The sequence below is a fragment of the Lysobacter korlensis genome, from assembly GCF_042434515.1.
Window position 1 is genome coordinate 389,850 of sequence record NZ_JBHLTG010000005.1, and the last position, 16,382, is coordinate 406,231.

At 70.0% G+C, this 16,382-nt stretch carries 20 protein-coding genes; 17 read left to right on the forward strand and 3 right to left on the reverse strand.

Going from position 1 to position 16,382, the window contains the following annotated elements; translation table 11 throughout:
- The first annotated feature begins 51 nt into the window (after positions 1 to 51).
- Complete coding sequence (locus ACFFGH_RS21265; RefSeq protein ID WP_386672046.1) at positions 52 to 675, forward strand: hypothetical protein; 624 nt, start codon at positions 52 to 54, stop codon at positions 673 to 675.
- A gap of 53 nt (positions 676 to 728) precedes the next feature.
- Positions 729 to 971, forward strand: coding sequence for a hypothetical protein (locus ACFFGH_RS21270; protein WP_386672048.1), 243 nt, complete (start codon positions 729 to 731; stop codon positions 969 to 971).
- Positions 972 to 986: 15 nt separating this feature from the next.
- Here ACFFGH_RS21270 and purB read toward each other — a convergent pair whose 3' ends face one another.
- Complete coding sequence (gene purB / locus ACFFGH_RS21275; RefSeq protein WP_386672050.1) at positions 987 to 2,375, reverse strand: adenylosuccinate lyase; 1,389 nt, start codon at positions 2,373 to 2,375, stop codon at positions 987 to 989.
- Positions 2,372 to 2,893, reverse strand: coding sequence for a low molecular weight protein-tyrosine-phosphatase (locus ACFFGH_RS21280; RefSeq protein WP_386672052.1), 522 nt, complete (start codon positions 2,891 to 2,893; stop codon positions 2,372 to 2,374). Before ACFFGH_RS21280 ends, purB begins: the two co-directional genes overlap by 4 nt.
- A gap of 128 nt (positions 2,894 to 3,021) precedes the next feature.
- Here ACFFGH_RS21280 and ACFFGH_RS21285 point away from each other — a divergent pair, with 128 nt between their 5' ends.
- Both ACFFGH_RS21285 and ACFFGH_RS21290 read left to right on the forward strand, forming a co-directional pair.
- Positions 3,022 to 3,264: a hypothetical protein gene (locus ACFFGH_RS21285; protein WP_386672054.1), complete on the forward strand. Its 243-nt coding sequence runs from the start codon at positions 3,022 to 3,024 to the stop codon at positions 3,262 to 3,264.
- Position 3,265: 1 nt separating this feature from the next.
- A complete protein-coding gene (locus ACFFGH_RS21290; protein WP_386672056.1) occupies positions 3,266 to 4,663 on the forward strand; it encodes an alpha/beta hydrolase family protein in 1,398 nt (465 codons plus the stop codon).
- A 7-nt stretch (positions 4,664 to 4,670) separates the two neighbouring features.
- On the opposite strand, the gene ACFFGH_RS21295 is transcribed toward ACFFGH_RS21290, so the two are convergent.
- A complete protein-coding gene (locus ACFFGH_RS21295; protein WP_386672058.1) occupies positions 4,671 to 5,090 on the reverse strand; it encodes a phage holin family protein in 420 nt (139 codons plus the stop codon).
- A gap of 80 nt (positions 5,091 to 5,170) precedes the next feature.
- Here ACFFGH_RS21295 and ACFFGH_RS21300 point away from each other — a divergent pair, with 80 nt between their 5' ends.
- The 13 genes from ACFFGH_RS21300 to ACFFGH_RS21360 all read left to right on the forward strand — a co-directional run bounded on the left by ACFFGH_RS21300 (position 5,171) and on the right by ACFFGH_RS21360 (position 16,335).
- Positions 5,171 to 6,259 carry a histidinol-phosphate transaminase gene (locus ACFFGH_RS21300; protein ID WP_386672060.1) on the forward strand — a complete coding sequence of 363 codons (1,089 nt, stop codon included), beginning with the start codon at positions 5,171 to 5,173 and terminating at the stop codon, positions 6,257 to 6,259.
- A 9-nt stretch (positions 6,260 to 6,268) separates the two neighbouring features.
- Complete coding sequence (locus tag ACFFGH_RS21305) at positions 6,269 to 7,378, forward strand: thiamine pyrophosphate-dependent dehydrogenase E1 component subunit alpha (RefSeq protein ID WP_386672062.1); 1,110 nt, start codon at positions 6,269 to 6,271, stop codon at positions 7,376 to 7,378.
- Complete coding sequence (locus tag ACFFGH_RS21310) at positions 7,375 to 8,352, forward strand: alpha-ketoacid dehydrogenase subunit beta (RefSeq protein ID WP_386672064.1); 978 nt, start codon at positions 7,375 to 7,377, stop codon at positions 8,350 to 8,352. The genes ACFFGH_RS21305 and ACFFGH_RS21310 overlap by 4 nt, the downstream gene beginning before the upstream one ends.
- A 14-nt stretch (positions 8,353 to 8,366) precedes the next feature.
- Positions 8,367 to 9,731 carry a dihydrolipoamide acetyltransferase family protein gene (locus ACFFGH_RS21315; RefSeq protein WP_386672066.1) on the forward strand — a complete coding sequence of 455 codons (1,365 nt, stop codon included), beginning with the start codon at positions 8,367 to 8,369 and terminating at the stop codon, positions 9,729 to 9,731.
- A 95-nt stretch (positions 9,732 to 9,826) separates the two neighbouring features.
- A complete protein-coding gene (locus ACFFGH_RS21320; RefSeq protein WP_386672423.1) occupies positions 9,827 to 10,774 on the forward strand; it encodes a metal ABC transporter solute-binding protein, Zn/Mn family in 948 nt (315 codons plus the stop codon).
- 5 nt (positions 10,775 to 10,779) lie between these two features.
- Entirely contained in the window at positions 10,780 to 11,685 is a 906-nt protein-coding gene (locus tag ACFFGH_RS21325; protein ID WP_386672068.1) for a metal ABC transporter ATP-binding protein, read from the forward strand.
- Positions 11,648 to 12,565 (forward strand): metal ABC transporter permease, encoded by a 918-nt coding sequence (locus ACFFGH_RS21330; protein ID WP_386672070.1) that lies wholly within the window; start codon positions 11,648 to 11,650, stop codon positions 12,563 to 12,565. Before ACFFGH_RS21325 ends, ACFFGH_RS21330 begins: the two co-directional genes overlap by 38 nt.
- A complete protein-coding gene (locus tag ACFFGH_RS21335; RefSeq protein WP_386672072.1) occupies positions 12,562 to 12,963 on the forward strand; it encodes a Fur family transcriptional regulator in 402 nt (133 codons plus the stop codon). The genes ACFFGH_RS21330 and ACFFGH_RS21335 overlap by 4 nt, the downstream gene beginning before the upstream one ends.
- Positions 12,964 to 13,142: 179 nt before the next feature.
- The gene (gene rpmB / locus ACFFGH_RS21340) at positions 13,143 to 13,379 is read left to right on the forward strand and encodes a 50S ribosomal protein L28 (RefSeq protein ID WP_092550451.1); all 237 of its coding nucleotides are present in this window, start codon (positions 13,143 to 13,145) and stop codon (positions 13,377 to 13,379) included.
- Entirely contained in the window at positions 13,379 to 13,546 is a 168-nt protein-coding gene (gene rpmG, locus ACFFGH_RS21345; RefSeq protein ID WP_089916186.1) for a 50S ribosomal protein L33, read from the forward strand. Before rpmB ends, rpmG begins: the two co-directional genes overlap by 1 nt.
- A gap of 3 nt (positions 13,547 to 13,549) precedes the next feature.
- Positions 13,550 to 13,855, forward strand: a complete 306-nt coding sequence (gene rpsN, locus ACFFGH_RS21350) for a 30S ribosomal protein S14 (protein WP_386672075.1) — start codon at positions 13,550 to 13,552, stop codon at positions 13,853 to 13,855.
- 71 nt (positions 13,856 to 13,926) lie between these two features.
- Entirely contained in the window at positions 13,927 to 14,199 is a 273-nt protein-coding gene (locus ACFFGH_RS21355; RefSeq protein WP_386672077.1) for an HU family DNA-binding protein, read from the forward strand.
- 141 nt (positions 14,200 to 14,340) lie between these two features.
- Positions 14,341 to 16,335, forward strand: coding sequence for a bifunctional copper resistance protein CopD/cytochrome c oxidase assembly protein (locus ACFFGH_RS21360; protein WP_386672079.1), 1,995 nt, complete (start codon positions 14,341 to 14,343; stop codon positions 16,333 to 16,335).
- Positions 16,336 to 16,382 lie beyond the last annotated feature (47 nt).

Here is a 16,382-nt window from a genome sequence, read left to right on the forward strand (position 1 = left end):
GAGGACGCGACGCCTAGACTCGTAGCGAACGTCCTCAGGAAGGCAGCAGCAGTGACCAGCACGTCAGCCCGCCCGGCATCGGCGATCCACTGGTCCCTTCCGGCGGCACGTGCCGTTCCGGCGCTGATCATCGCGGTGCTCATCACGTTCTCGCCGAACCATTCGGCGTCGTTCGGTCTCGCCGTGTTCGGCACGTTCGCGCTCGCCGACGCTGCGCTGCTCGCCGTGCTGGTGCGCCGCGCGGTCGCCGAGGTGCCGCTGCGGCGGCTTCTGTTCGTGCGCGCCGGCGTCTCAGCCGCCGTCGGCGCCGCCGCGCTCGCGCTGGTCGGTGCGGGTGCGGCGACCCTCCTGCTCCTGATCGGCGCCTGGGCCGGCACCATCGCGATCCTCGAGCTCTACGCCGCCGTGCGGAACGCGTCGCGGGTCGACGGTGCGAAGGATCTGTTCTTCACCGGCGCAGCGTCCGCGGTGCTTGCCGTCGTCATGCTCGCCGTTCCCGCGGACCTGAATCAGGGGTTCCAGGGGACGGAGGGCGGCGGCGTGCTCACCTCGGCGATCATGGGCGTCGGCGTGCTCGGCGCCTGGGCGGCGATCACCGGCCTCTTCCTCGCCATCGGCGGACTGTCGCTGAAGCCCGCACCGCTCGGCTCGCGCGCCTCGGGCCGGAGCGCCTGAGCGTGCAGGAGCCCACTCGAAGGGAACGCGCGCGTCCCGCTGAGCTCGTCGGCATGTCCGCCATCATCGCCGGCTTCGTGGGGGTGGTCGTGCTGATCTCGACCCGGGACTACCAGAGCGAGGGCGGGCCGATCCTGACGCTCATCGCGTTCGGCGGCACCTTCATCGTCGCGCTGTTGATGTTCGCGATGCTGGCCCTCGCCGAGAAGCCCAACACGCCGCGGAACGGCGAGACCCTCCCGCCGGACGACCCGCCGTCGGACCCTCCCGCGCACCAGCCGGCTGCGCCGGAGTAGGCCGGACCCGACTCGTCAATCGGCGGGCAGGTGGTCCACGAGGTCCGCGGCGAGGCCGGTGTACGTCGGCGGGGTCAGCTCGCGCAGGCGGGCCTTCGCCTCGTCGCCGATGTCGAGCCCGTCCACGAACTCCACCAGCTCCGCCTGGCTGATCCGCTTGCCGCGGGTGAGCTCCTTCAGCAGCGCATACGGGTCGGCGATCGAGCTGCGGCCGGCGGTCACCTCGGCGCGGATCACCGTCTGGATCGCCTCGCCGAGCACCTCCCAGTTGGTGTCGAGATCGGCGCGCAGTCGTTCCTCGTTCACCGCGAGCTCACGGAAGCCGCGGCCGATGTTGTCGAGCGCCAGCAGGGAATGCCCGAACGCCACGCCGATGTTCCGCTGCGCGCTCGAGTCGGTGAGGTCGCGCTGCAGACGGGAGGTCGCCAGCGTCGCAGCGAGTGACTCGAGCAGCGCGCTGGAGAGCTCCAGGTTCGCCTCGGCGTTCTCGAACCGGATCGGGTTGACCTTGTGCGGCATCGTGGACGACCCGGTGGCACCCGCCTGCGGGATCTGCGCGAAGTAACCCATCGAGATGTAGGTCCACACGTCGGTGCAGAGGTTGTGCAGGATGCGGTTCACGTGGCTCATCCGCGAGTACAGCTCGACCTGCCAGTCGTGCGACTCGATCTGGGTGGTGAGCGGGTTCCAGGTGAGTCCGAGCGAGGTGACGAACTCGCGGGAGACGGCAGGCCAGTCCGCGTCCGGATCGGCGGCCAGGTGCGCGCCGAAGGTGCCTGTCGCGCCGCTGAACTTGCCGAGGTACTCGACCGCCTCGACCTGGGCGGCGATGCGCCCCAGCCGGTGTGCGAACACGGCCAGTTCCTTGCCGAGCGTCGTCGGGGTCGCCGGCTGGCCGTGCGTGTGCGCCAGCATCGGAACGGCGCGATGCGCGACGGCGAGCTCCGACAGCTGGGCGATCACCCCGCGGAGCTTCGGCAGCCACACCGATCGGACCGCGCCGGAGACCGTGATCGCGTACGCGAGGTTGTTGATGTCCTCGCTGGTGCATGCGAAGTGGGTGAGCTCGGCGACATCGTTCAGGCCGAGGCCGGCGATCCGACGCCTGATGAGGTACTCCACCGCCTTCACGTCGTGCCGCGTGGTGGCCTCGAGCTCCGCCAGCTCGTCGATCTCCTCCTGGCCGAACTCGGCGACGAACGACCGCAGGGCGCGCTGCTGTGCGGCCTCCAGCGGGGACGCGCCGAAGAAGCCGCCGTTCGTGAGATGGAGCAGCCACTCCACCTCGACGTGCACACGCGCCTTGTTGAGGCCGGCCTCGGAGAGGTACTCGCCGAGCTCTGACACGGCGGCGCGGTACCGCCCGTCCAGCGGACTGAGCGGCTGTTCTGCCATCGGGCTCATGCGACTCCCTGGCGGATCGCCGGCTCGATCTGCGAGATCAGCCCGGCGCTCGCGCGCTCGATCATGGACAGCACGGCGTCGAAGCGCGATGCATCCGAGTAATACGGATCCGGAACGTCGATCGCCGCCGCGGCGGGATCGAAGCTCAGCAGCAAGTGGATCTTCGCCCGGTCGGCCTCGTCCCCGGCCCACGCGCGGAGGATCCGCTCAGAACTCCGGTCGAAGGCCACGATGAGGTCGAACCGGTCGAACCACGCGCGATCGAACTGCTTCGCCCGATGCTCGATCCCGTCGTAGCCCCGAGCGGACAGCGCGGCCAGCGTGCGGGCGTCCGCCTGCTCGCCGACGTGCCAGTCCCCCGTGCCTGCCGACATCACCGAGATCGAGGACTCCATGCCGCGACGCGCGGCGAGGTTGCGGAACACGACCTCCGCCATCGGCGACCGGCAGATGTTGCCCGTGCACACGAAGCAGACACGGAATAGCGCCGACGAATCGGAGGGAGGGCGCAAGCTCATTGCTTCATTGTGTCCCAGTTTCCGCTCGCTCACAGTCCCACGGACGGCCGCAGAATCCGGGCTCGTGGCACCAGTTCGAGGGTCATCGGGCGGCGCGCGGAGGATGAGTCCGAGGGGAAGGGCACACCATGGCGGCGGGGCTTGATCGGCTGATCGCCCTGGAGCGCGCGCTCGACGACGTGCGGATCGCGGTCCGCATGCTTCCGGACGGCGCCGCGTTCTCATCGTGGCGGGGACCTGCCCATGATGCCTTCGTTCAGGCCTTCAGCGGGCTTCCCGGACTGCTCCACTCGGCAGCGGCCTCGCTCGACCGGGAGCGGAGCCGCGCACTGCTGGAACTTCGGGCCGAGCACGACCCGGCGGAGCGGTGAGGTGACCACCACGGATGATCTGCTCCTCTCGGGCGGAGGCAGTGTCGCTGTGGCGACCGAGGCGCTCTTCCGCATGGTGGCGGAGCTCCGGACGCTCGCGAGCCACGCCGACGCGGCCGCGATCCGGGTCGCCGCCGTGCCCGCGGACCCGGGCGTCGCCGCCGCCGAGTCCGCCGCCGACCTCGCCGAGGCCAGCCGTGCGCTCCGCAGCGCCGCCGCGCGAGCCGCAGCGCTCGCCGTGGCGCTGCAGCGTTCCGCAGAGAACTACGGCGAACTGGAGCGGCGGGCGGTGCGTCTGTCGAGGGCCTTCGAGGGGCTTCTGGCGGAGCGGGCGGGCGCCTGGCTTCCGGCGCTGCTGCTGCCACTTCTCCCGCTGGCGACGGCCGGTGCCGCAGGCCTGCTGCTCGGCGCGCTGCTGAACCCCGAGGGTGCCGAGCGGGCAGCGGGCGGCCTGTCGCGCGGGCTCCAGCGGCACGGCCGTGCGCTGACCGATCCGGTCGCGGTCTCACTGCTGCGCTCGCTGGTGCTGAACGCCGACGACTTCGGCGCCGGGATGCTGCGGACCCCGACCGGTCTCGCGGGGCTGCTCGGCGAGGGCGGCGCGGATGTCGTCGGGCTCACCGGGACGGCGTCGATGGTCGTCGCGCTCGCGACCCGGTTCGGGGTGCTTCGAGAGAGCCCGGTCGAAGTGCAGGCGGTTCGTCACACCCCCGCCGCGGCGCCTCCGGCCGGATTCCGGGACCGCGCGGACCGGGTGCCGCGCGGACGGAGTCAGATCCGCATCGAGCGGTACTCATTCCGCGCGGCGCCCGACCGGTTCGAGGTGTTCCTGGGCGGCACCCGGGCAGCCGGCCTCCTCGGCGGCGAAGAGCCATGGGACATGACCAGCAACCTGCACGCGGTCGCCGAGCTCTCACCTGGCTCGCTGCGGGCCGCCGAGGAGGCGATGCGACGCTCCGGGATCACTGCGGAGAGCGAGGTGGTGTTCACCGGCTACTCGCAGGGCGGCCTCCTAGCCACCCAGCTCGCCGCGTCGGGCGACTGGAACACGCATGGACTGGTCACGTTCGGCGCTCCGGTCGGCCGGATCGAGGTGCCGGAGGGATTCCCTGCGGTGCAGGTGGAGCACACCGATGACCTGGTGCCGGCATTCGGCGGGGATCGCACGGACCTGGGTCCGCTGGTCGTGCGACGCGAGGCGTTCGCCGGCCGGGAGCTTCCGCCCGACGTGGCGGTGCCGGCTCACGGGCTCGTCGAGTACCGGTCGACCGCCGGGCTCCTCGACGCCGCGCGCTCCCCTGCCGTCGCATCCGCGGCCGCATGGCTGAATGCCTTCGGCTCCGGCGCAGAGCGGATCGATGCCACCCTCTACCGGTCGGACCGGATCCCGGGCGCGTGACGCCCGGTCAGTCGCGGCCGACGAACGGCCGCAGCACGATGCCGATGATCCAGCTGAACAGCGCCAGGACGAGCGCTCCGAGCACGCCCCACCAGAAGCCTTCGACCTCCAGCCCGAAGCCGATGAGGTCGGAGATCCAGGCGACGAGCAGCAGCAGCAGTCCGTTCACCACGAGTGCGATGAGGCCGAGCGTGAGCACGTAGATCGGGAACGCCACCACACGGATGAAGTTGCCGATGACGCCGTTGACGATGCCGAAGATCAGCGCCACGAGCAGGTAGGTGAGAACCGCCTCGAGGGTGCCGCCCTCGGTGCCGGGATCAGCCCCCATCGGGGTGAACGGCACGACCTTCACCCCGGCGACGAGAAGCGTTGTGAGCCACAGGGCCAGGGCGTTGATGAGCAGCCGCACCACGAATCGCTTCATGGGTCCAACTATGCCGCCCGCCGGCGACGGGGTGCAACGACCCCCCTTCGACCGGCTCGGGGCAGGCCTAGGCTGATCTGGTGAACGACACCCGGGTCAGCCTCCGTCCCGAGATCGTCGCGCTCGCCGCCTACCGGCAGGGGCGCGCGGCGCGGCCGGACGGCTTCAAGCTCTCCTCGAATGAGAACCCGCACGAGCCGCTTCCCGCCGTGCTGGACGCCATCGCCCAATCGTCGATCAACCGGTACCCGGATGCCGGTGCGACGGTGCTCCGCGGCCGGCTCGCCGAGAAGCACGGTGTCGCCGAGGACCAGGTGCACGTCGGCGCCGGCTCCGTCTCGATCCTGGCGCAGCTCATCACCGCGGCGGCGGGACCTGGCGATGAGGTGGTCTTCGCCTGGCGGAGCTTCGAGGCATACCCGGGACTCGTCGTCGTCGCCGGGGCGACCGCCGTGCCGGTGCCGAACCGCCCGGATGCCGGTCACGACCTCGACGCCATGGCCGCCGCCGTCACCGAACGCACACGGCTCGTCATCCTCTGCTCCCCCAACAATCCCACCAGCACCGTGATCACCCGGCAGGAGTTCGACCGGTTCATGGCCGGCATCCCGCGCACCGTGCTGGTTCTGCTCGACGAGGCGTACATCGAGTTCGTCGAAGACGAGGATGCCGTCCAGGGCATCCCGCTCCTGCCGGAGCACCCGAACCTCGTCGTGCTGCGCACCTTCTCCAAGGCGTATGGCCTGGCGGGCCTGCGCGTGGGCTACGCGGTCGGGCCGTCCTATGTGCTGGAGGCCGCCCGATCCGCGGCGATCCCGCTGTCGGTGACCGAGCCGGCCCAGCGCGCCGCCCTCGCCTCCCTCGACCACGAGGACGAGCTCCTGGAGCGTGTCCGGCGGATCCAGCGGACCAGGCACCGCGTCTGGCGCGGGCTCGACGAGCAGGGCTGGCGGCTGCCCCAGCCGCACGGCAACTTCGTGTGGCTGGCCACCGGGGCCGGCACCGACGAGGCGACGGACCGCTTCGCCGACGCCGGACTGGTGGTCCGGGGCTTCTCCGGGGAGGGGATCCGGGTGACCATCGGGGAGGAATCGTCTGTGGAGACACTCCTACGGGTGGCGGCTGAGGTTGTCGGGTCCCTGACAGAGTCGGCTCAGGGTGGGCGTTAGATTAGACCAATGTCCTACACCGAGGCCACGGTCCAGGTGCTCTCGGCGGACGGGCGGTTCGCGCCGACCGAGAACGCGGCGGAGTTCCTCCCCTACGTCGAACGGCTGACCGACGACCAGCTGCGCGACTTCCACCGCCACATGGCCGTCATCCGAGCGGTCGACCTCGAGGCGAGCAACCTGCAGCGCCAGGGTCAGCTCGGCATCTGGATTCCCAGCGTCGGCCAGGAGGCGGCGCAGGTCGGCTCCGCATTCGCGGCACGGCCGACGGATCACATCTTCCCCGCCTATCGCGAGCACGCCGTCGCCCGGATCCGCGGCGTCGACATCATGCGGATCATCGAGATGCTGCGCGGGCTCAGCCACGGAGGCTGGGATCCGGCGGAGCACAACAACTTCCACCTCTACACGCTGGTCATCGGCTCGCAGGTGCTGCACGCCACGGGCTACGCGATGGGCGTGCAGCTCGACGGCAACCCGGACGATGAGGCCGTGATGGTCTACTTCGGCGACGGCGCGACGTCGCAGGGCGACGTGAGCGAGGCGCTGGTCTTCGCCGCCAGCTACGCCACCCCGCAGGTGTTCTTCCTGCAGAACAACCACTGGGCGATCTCCGTGCCGGTCGACCGGCAGTCCCGCATCCCGCTGTATCAGCGGCCGGCGGGCTTCGGCATCCCCGGCATCCAGATCGACGGCAACGACGTGCTGGCGAGCTACGCGGTCACCGCGGCGAGCCTCGACGCGGCGCGCAGCGGTGGCGGTCCGCGCTTCATCGAAGCGCTCACCTACCGGATCGGCGCGCACACCACCTCGGACGACCCGACGAAGTACCGGGACAACGAGGAGATGGCCTTCTGGGTCGAGCGCGACCCGCTCGCCCGCTTCGAGGCCTACCTCCGCTCCCGCGGCGAGGGCGACGCGTTCTTCTCCTCCGTCGCCGAGGAGGCGGCGGACCTGTCGGAGGACGTCCGGAAGAAGACCTTCGCCCTCGGCAGCGTCACGCCGGACAAGATCTTCGATCACGTCTACACCGATCCGCACCCCGTCACCCAGGCTCAGAAGGCGTGGCTCGAGGAATACGAGCAGCGGTACGCGGATGCCGAGGGGGGCGCAGCATGACGACGTCGCTCTCCATGTCGAAGGCAATCAACGAAGGCCTCCGCCGCGCCATGACCGACGACGACAAGGTGCTCCTCATGGGCGAGGACATCGGGCGGCTCGGCGGTGTCTTCCGCGTGACCGAGGGACTCCTGGCGGAGTTCGGCGAGAACCGGGTGCTCGACACCCCGCTCGCGGAGTCGGGCATCATCGGGGCCGCCATCGGACTCGCGATGCGCGGGTACCGCCCGGTGTGCGAGATCCAGTTCGACGGGTTCATCTTCCCCGGCTTCGACCAGATCACCTCGCAGCTGGCGAAGCTCACCTCCCGGCACGAGGGCACCGCCAGCTTCCCGGTCGTCATCCGTGTGCCCTACGGCGGGCACGTGGGCGCCGTGGAGCACCACCAGGAGAGCCCGGAAGCCTACTTCGCCCACACGCCGGGCCTGCGTGTGGTCAGCCCGAGCACGCCCCAGGACGCCTACTGGATGATCCAGCAGTCGATCGCCTCCAGTGACCCCGTGCTGTTCTTCGAGCCGAAGAGCCGCTATTGGCCGAAGGGGGTCGTCGACCTGGAGCAGCCGACCGCCCCGCTGCACTCCACCGTCGTCGTCCGCGAGGGCACCGACGCGACACTCGTCGGCCACGGTGCCATGGTCGCCATGCTCCTCCAGGCGGCGGAGATCGCGGAGAGCGAGGGCACGAGCCTCGAGGTGGTCGACCTCCGCTCCCTGTCGCCCGTCGACTACGACCCCCTCTTCGCCTCGGTCGAGAAGACGGGGCGTCTCGTCGTCGCGCAGGAGGCGCACGGCAACGTCAGCGTCGGCTCGGAGATCGCCGCCACCGTGACGGAACGCGCGTTCTACTCGCTCGAGGCGCCGGTGCTGCGGGTCTCCGGATTCGACGCGCCCTTCCCGCCGGCGAAGCTCGAGAGCGTGTTCCTGCCGGACGCCGACCGCATTCTCGACGCGGTCGACCGCGCGCTCGCCTACTAGCCGAAGGAGCCAGCTTGGCCACCTCACATTTCCCGCTCCCGGATGTCGGCGAGGGTCTCACGGAGGCCGAGATCGTCGCATGGCGGGTGCGGCCCGGCGACCCGGTGACGATGAACCAGGTGATCGTCGAGATCGAGACCGCGAAGTCGCTGGTGGAGCTGCCCTCGCCGTTCGCCGGGACGGTCAGCGCGCTGCTGGTCGACGAGGGCGCGACGGTCGAGGTCGGCACCGACATCATCGCGATCGACACCGCCGGTGGCGCGCCCGCAGCTCCGACGCGTGCGCCGTCCGCCACTGCGGTCGACGGAGTCGTCGCCGATGCCGCCGCCGACACGGCCGCGACGGTCTCCAAGGAGGAGTCGCCCGCGAACCTGGTCGGCTACGGCGCCAAGACGCATGGCGTCTCCCGCCGCCGGAAGCCCGCCGAGCGCCCGGCACCCGCCCCGGTCCCCGCCCAGGCGGTCCAAACCGCGCCGGCCGCGGCGGTTGCGCCGAGCGTGCAGGGCGGTCCCGCGGGCGGCCCGGTGCTCGCCAAGCCGCCCGTCCGCCGTCTCGCCAAGGACCTCGGTGTCAACCTCGCCGCCGTCACCCCGACCGGGCCGGCGAACGACGTGACGCGGGAAGACGTCCTGCGCAGCTCGCAGCAGGTGAGCGTCTTCCGCAACGTGCGCACTCCGGACTGGCCGGCCGAGCGCGAGGAGCGCATCCCGGTGAAGGGGGTCCGCAAGGCGATCGCGAAGGCGATGGTGGACAGCGCGTTCACCGCCCCGCACGTCAGCGTCTTCGTCGACGTCGACGCCACCCGCACGATGGAGTTCGTGCGACGGCTGAAGAACTCGGCCGACTTCGCGGGGGTCAAGGTGTCGCCGCTGCTCATCATGGCGAAAGCCATCATCTGGGCCGTGCGCCGGAACCCGACGGTGAACTCCACGTGGACGGATGAGGAGATCATCATCCACCACTTCGTCAATCTCGGGATCGCGGCGGCCACGCCCCGCGGCCTCATCGTGCCGAACGTCAAGGACGCGCACACCATGTCACTGCTGAATCTGGCGCAGGCGCTGGAGCAGCTGACCGTCACCGCGCGCGAGGGCAAGACCCAGCCGGCCGAGATGGCCGATGGCACGATCACGATCACGAATCTCGGATCGTTCGGCATGGACACCGGCACCCCGATCCTCAACCCGGGCGAGGTCTCGATCGTCGCGCTCGGAACCATCAAGCAGAAGCCGTGGGTGGTCGACGGCGAGGTGCTCGTCCGCTCCGTCGCCACCCTCGGCGCCAGCTTCGACCACCGCGTCGTCGACGGCGATGTCGCCAGCCGCTTCCTCGCCGACGTGGCGAGCATCGTCGAGGAGCCCGCGCTGCTGCTCGACTGAACCCCGCCTGCCTCTGGCGAGCACACATCGCCGGCTTCCTGGGCTACGCTAGTGATAACCGTAATCATTAGCCACGGAGCCGGAGCTTGAACGCCATGCACGTACGCAGTCACCTCATCCCGGTCGGGTTCGTCGCCACCGCACTCGTTCTGACCGGGTGCGCCGCGTCGCCGGGTGATGCCGAAGCCGTGGGCGGGCGGCTGCAGGTCGTGACGTCGACGGACGTCTACGGCGACATCGCCGGCCAGATCGCCGGCGGCGCCGCGGACGTGGTGTCGATCATTTCGGGAGCGACGCAGGACCCGCACAGCTACGAGGCCACCACGCAGGATCAGCTGACGCTGTCGAAGGCGGACCTCGTCGTCGCCAACGGCGGTGGCTACGACCCGTTCATCGACACGATGCTCGATGCCTCCGGTGCCCCAGACGTCGTCGTGGTGACCGCCGTGGACGAATCGGGCCTGCTCGAGGACGAGGAGCACGCCGACGAGGAGCACGGAGACCACGGACACATCGAGGGCTTCAATGAGCACGTCTGGTACAGCCTGCACGCGGTCGAGCACATCGCCGAGGCCATCGCACGAGAGCTCGGCGCTCTCGATGACGGGAACGCCGAGACGTATGCGCAGAACCTGGCCGTGTTCGCCGGACGAATCGCGGACCTGGAGGAGGTCGCGCACGGGATCCACGAAACGGCGGAGGGCAAGGCCGCGATGGTGACCGAGCCGGTCGCCGAGCACCTGCTCGACGAGCTGGGACTCGACAACGTGACGCCGGCCGAGTTCGTCGAAGCCGTCGAAGAAGGTTCTGACATCTCCCCCGTCGCGCTCCAGGAGACGCTCGACCGCCTCGGCGACGGCTCGGTCGCGCTCCTCGCGCACAACGAGCAGACGACCGATCCGGTGACGCAGCGGGTGCGGGATGCCGCGAGCGCGGCCGGTGTTCCGGTCGTCTCACTCACGGAGACGCTTCCCGACGGGGTGGGGTATCTGGAGTGGATGGAGAGCAACCTCGCGGAGCTCCAGGCCGCGCTCGGCGGGTGATACTGATGACGAGGATCACTGACCTGGGAGCCGGCACAGCCCGCATCCCTCTCGCGGAGGAACCCGTGCACCCGTCGACGAAAGACCGTGCCCAAGGCGGTCGCGTCGTGCTGAGCCTCCGGTCGGCGAGCCTCGCGTTCGGGGACCGGACGCTGTGGAGCGGGCTGGACCTCGATGTCCGCGCCGGCGAGTTCATCGCTGTGCTGGGTCCGAACGGCACCGGCAAGACCAGCCTGCTGAAGGCGATCCTGGGCCAGCAGCGGCTGACCCAGGGCGAGGTCCGGTTCCTCGACTCCCCCGTGCGCCACGGCAGCCGCAGCATCGGGTACATCCCGCAGCAGAAGCTCCTCGACCCCGGCACACCCCTGCGGGCACGCGACCTCGTCGCCTTCGGCATCAACGGTCACCGGTGGGGCCTGCCGATCACCACGGCCGCTCTGCGCGCCGAGGTGGACCGCATCCTGGAGTCCGTCGGAGCTGACGAGTACGCCGACGCTCCGGTCGCCACCCTCTCCGGCGGGGAGCAGCAGCGTGTCCGCGTCGGTCAGGCGATCGCGGGAACGCCGCGGCTTCTGCTCTGCGACGAACCGCTCCTGTCGCTCGACCTGCAGCACCAGCGCGCGGTGAGCGAGCTGATCGACCGCAAGCGCCGCGAGCTCGACACGGCAGTGGTGTTCGTGACCCACGACGTCAACCCCATCCTCGGAATGGTCGACCGCGTGCTCTACCTCGCCGGTGGCCGATTCCGGATCGGCGCGCCCGATGAGGTGCTGCAGTCGGAGGTGCTCTCCGACCTGTACGGCACCCAGGTGGAGGTGCTGCGGAACCGGGGACGGGTGGTCGTGCTCGGCGTTCCCGACGGGTTCGGCACACATGACCACGACGGGCACCACCTGGAGGAGGAGCACTGATGACCGGGTGGCTGGTGTGAACTTCGACTTCGGCGAGTACCAGCAGCTGGTCGCGCTGGTGCAGAACTCGATCTACGCCGGTGCGCTTCTCGGGGTCGTGGGCGGGCTGATCGGCATCTTCGTCATGCAGCGCGATCTGCAGTTCGCCGTGCACGGCCTTAGTGAGCTGTCCTTCGCCGGTGCCGCAGCCGCGCTCCTGTTCGGCGCGAATGTCGTGCTGGGAGCCACGGTCGGATCCCTGCTCGCGGCCCTGGTGATCGGGCTCGTCGGTGTGCGGGCCCGCGAGCGCAACTCCATCGTCGCGGTGCTGATGCCGTTCGGGCTCGGGCTCGGCATCCTGTTCCTCGCCCTCTATCCCGGGCGGAGCGCCAACAAGTTCGGCCTGCTCACCGGACAGGTGGTCTCCGTCGGCGACGAGCAGCTCGGCCTCCTCCTGGCCATCTCCGCCCTGGTCCTGCTCTGCCTGCTGGTCATGTGGCGGCCCCTCAGCTTCTCCAGCGTCGACCCGGACGTCGCACGTGCACGGGGACTCCCGGTGACGGGGATCTCCATCGGGTTCATGATCCTTCTCGGGCTCGCCGTCGCGGTGTCCATCCAGATCGTCGGCGCGCTTCTGGTGCTCGCGCTGCTGGTGACGCCCGCCGCGGCCGCGATGCGGGTCACCGCCTCCCCCGTTCTGACGCCGCTGCTCAGCGTCGTGTTCGCCGTGACGGCGATGGTCGGCGGGATCCTCCTGGCCCTCGGCGGCGGGCTGCCGATCAGTCCATTCGTGACCACGATCTCCTTCGCCATCTACCTCGTCTGCCGGGTCGTCGGTCGCAGGCGCCGGTCCCCCGGCCGGCAGCGCCGGCAGGTCGCCCGGGTAGCATCGAACGCATGAAGCGCAAGACCTGGCAGCGGGACGCGGTGCGGGAGGCACTCGCCGACTCCCCCGGCTTCGTCAGCGCCCAGACGCTTCATTCGGCGCTCCGCGACAGCGGGTCGTCCATCGGTCTGGCGACCGTGTACCGTGCCCTGAACGACCTGGCTCAGGAGGGTGAGGCCGACTCGCTGCAGCAGGAGGGCGAGAGCCTCTACCGGGCCTGCACGCCAGGCAGCCACCACCACCATCTGATCTGCCGGAGCTGTGGCAAGACCGTCGAGATCGAGGCGGATGCCGTCGAGGCGTGGGCGAGAGAGGTTGCGGTCGGGCACGGCTTCACCGACCCGAGCCACGTCGTCGACATCTTCGGCGTCTGCGCGGATTGCGCGCAGAAGCGAGGGCCTGCCGGTCGCTGAGCCGGCCCTGCTCCCCCATATTTGCGCGGACCCGCGCGGCCACGTAGGATTTCTCTTTGGCTGTGCGCACCCGCACGGACCCTGTGCGCAAATCCCTTCTCCTCGCGAGTCGGTGTTGTGCGTGCCGACAAGTGATCTTGGGCGGAACGAGAAGAAGTTCCGCGGTATTTGGAGGAGTCATGGCAGCTGTCTGCCAAGTGACCGGAGCCGTTCCCGGTTTCGGTCACAACATTTCGCACTCGCACCGCCGGACGAAGCGCCGCTTCGACCCGAACGTGCAGAAGAAGACCTACTACGTCCCGTCCCTGCGCCGTAACGTCACCCTGACGCTCAGCGCCAAGGGCATCAAGGTGATCGATGCGCGCGGCATCGAGTCCGTGGTCAAGGACATCCTCGCGCGTGGGGAGAAGATCTGATGGCCAAGCAGCAGGACATCCGTCCGATCATCAAGCTCCGCTCCACCGCGGGCACCGGGTACACCTACGTCACCCGCAAGAACCGTCGCAACGACCCTGACCGTCTGGTGCTGAAGAAGTACGACCCCGTCGTCCGCAAGCACGTCGACTTCCGCGAGGAGCGGTAATCCATGGCAAAGAAGAGCAAGATCGCCCGCAACGAGCAGCGCCAGATCATCGTGGACCGCTATGCGGCGAAGCGCCTGGAGCTGAAGAAGGCCCTCATCGACCCGAACGGCACGGACGAGTCCCGTGAGGCGGCTCGCGTCGGACTGCAGAAGCTCCCCCGCGACGCTTCGCCGGTGCGTCTGCGCAACCGCGACGCGATCGACGGACGCCCCCGCGGAAACCTCCGCAAGTTCGGGATCTCGCGCGTTCGCTTCCGCGAAATGGCGCACCGGGGCGAATTGCCTGGCATTACGAAGTCAAGCTGGTAGTTTCGACCCATGTTCGGCGTGCCTACGCGCCGTCGGACCGAATTCCATAACACGACGTCCGAGGAGGACAGATGAACCGCACCGAGCTGGTTGCCGCAGTCGCGGCAGAGTCGGGTCAGAGCCAGGGTGCCGTCAACGGCATGCTGGACGCTTTCTTCAACGTGGTCTCGAAGACGGTGAGTGAGGGCAACAAGGTCTCGATCCCGGGGTACCTCGCTGTCGAGCGCACTGAGCGCGCCGCCCGCACCGGCCGCAACCCGCAGACCGGTGAGAGCATCGAGATCGCGGCGAGCAAGGGTGTCAAGCTCAGCGCCGGCAGCAAGCTGAAGGCTGCCGTCAAGTAGCACGACGCACGATCGACGTCGAAGGCCCGGCTGTGCAGCCGGGCCTTTTGCGTTGCCCGGCCCCCGCGCCTGGTCGCTTCGAGCGGGTGAGGGATTGTCGGGCCCAGCGTTTGGTTCGACGGCTCCGAATAGAGTGATGTGGTGTTGCGACTCGCCCGGCTGACGGGACCGGCCGCCCTGGTGCTGGCGGGGTTCGTCGCCCTCGTCGCCGCTCTTCTCGTCGGCGGCGGAGCCGACACCCCGGGGTTCGGGACGGATCCCGGTGCGCTCGTGCGTTTCGGCCTGCCGACGGCGAAGCTGCTGGTGAACCTCGCGACCGCGCTGACCCTCGGCGCTTTGGTGCTCGCCTGCTTCGCGCTCAGCGCCGCGGAGCGGGCGTTCGCCCGCGCCCTCGACGTCGCGGCCGGCGCGGCGGCCGTCTGGACCGTCGCCTCCCTCGCGGCGAGCCTGCTCACATTCCTCTCCCTGGGCGTCGAGCTGACCCTCGACGACCGCTTCGGTGAGGGGTTCTCGGCCTTCCTCACCACGGTCGAGCTGGGCCAGGCCTGGCTCGGCACCACGCTTCTCGCCGCCGCCGTCACCGTCGTCTGCTTCGCCGTGCGGAACCAGACCCTGCTCGCGTTCGTCGCCGTAGGGGTGGTGCTCGGTCAGCTCCCCCTCGCGCAGCAGGGCCACGCCGGCGGCACGGAGGACCACGGGGCGGCCGTGATCGCGCTCTGGATGCATATCGCCGGCGCCGGGGTCTGGCTCGGTGGCCTCGCCACCATCGCGTTGCTTCTCCCGGAGCTCCGCGGCGAGCGGCTCGGCAAGGTGCTCCCCCGCTATTCGACGCTCGCCATCGTCTGCTTCACCATCGTCGCCGCGAGCGGGTATGTCCGCGCCGAGATCGCCATCGGCGCGATCGAGCGGCTCGCGAGCCCATACGGCCTGCTGGTCCTCGCGAAGGTGGGCGTGCTCGTCGCGCTCGGCCTCTTCGGGGCCGTCTACCGGCGGCGGCTGATCGCGCGCATCGAGGCCGCAGACCGGCCGGCCGGCCGCATCTTCGGCATCCTCGCCGTCGCGGAGCTGGCGTTCATGGGGGTCGCCAGCGGTGTCGCGGCGGCGCTCGGCCGAACCGCCCCGCCAGACCCGGAGATCCCGGCCTCCGAGCTGGCGGAGCCGACCCCGGCGCAGCTGCTCACCGGCAGGGAGCTGCCGCCCGAGCCCGACATCTGGTCGTACCTGACGCAGTGGAACCTCGATCTGCTGTGGATCCTGGCGTGCGCCTTCGGGCTGTTCTTCTACCTCGCCGCGGTGTTCCGGCTCCGCCAACGCGGCGACTCCTGGCCAGTGCTCCGCACGGTGGCGTGGATCTCAGGGCTCGCGCTCCTGTTCCTCATCACAAACGGCGGCCTCAATGTCTACCAGCCGTACCTCTTCAGCGCGCACATGCTGGCGCACATGGCGCTCGGCATGATGGTTCCGTTGCTCCTCGTGCCAGGCGCCCCGATCACCCTGGCGCTGCGTGCCATCCGCAAGCGCACCGACGGTTCACGCGGCGGCCGGGAGTGGCTGCTGGCCGCCGTCCACTCGCGGTACGCAGCCGTGCTCGGGAACCCGGTCGTCGCCGCCGTGCTGTTCACCGGTTCGCTCTGGCTCTTCTACTACTCGCCCCTGTTCAGCTGGGCGATGACCGACCACGTCGGCCACCACTGGATGGTGGTGCACTTCCTCGCCACCGGCTTCCTGTTCGTGCAGGTCCTGATCGGCAGCGATCCGCTGCCGTACCGCGCCCCGTATCCGCTGCGGCTGGTGCTGTTGCTGGCCACGATGGCGTTCCACGCCTTCTTCGGTCTCGCGCTGATGACCGGATCCGGACTGCTGCTGGCCGACTGGTACGGCGCGATGGGACGGGAGTGGGGGGATCCTCCGCTGGTGGACCAGCAGAACGGTGGCGGGATCGCCTGGAGTGTGGGGGAGATCCCCACGGTGATCCTGGCCATCGTCGTCGCGCTGCAGTGGGCGCGCAGCGACGATCGGGAGGCGAAGCGGGTGGACCGCGCCGCGGATCGCGACGGCGACGCCGAGCTGGAGGCGTACAACGCCATGCTGGCTGCTCGTGCGGAGCGCGACCGGACCGACGCCGACCGTCGCTGAGCAGCCGTTCCCGCATGCTGACGGCCGGAGGGGGCGGGCGGGGGAGT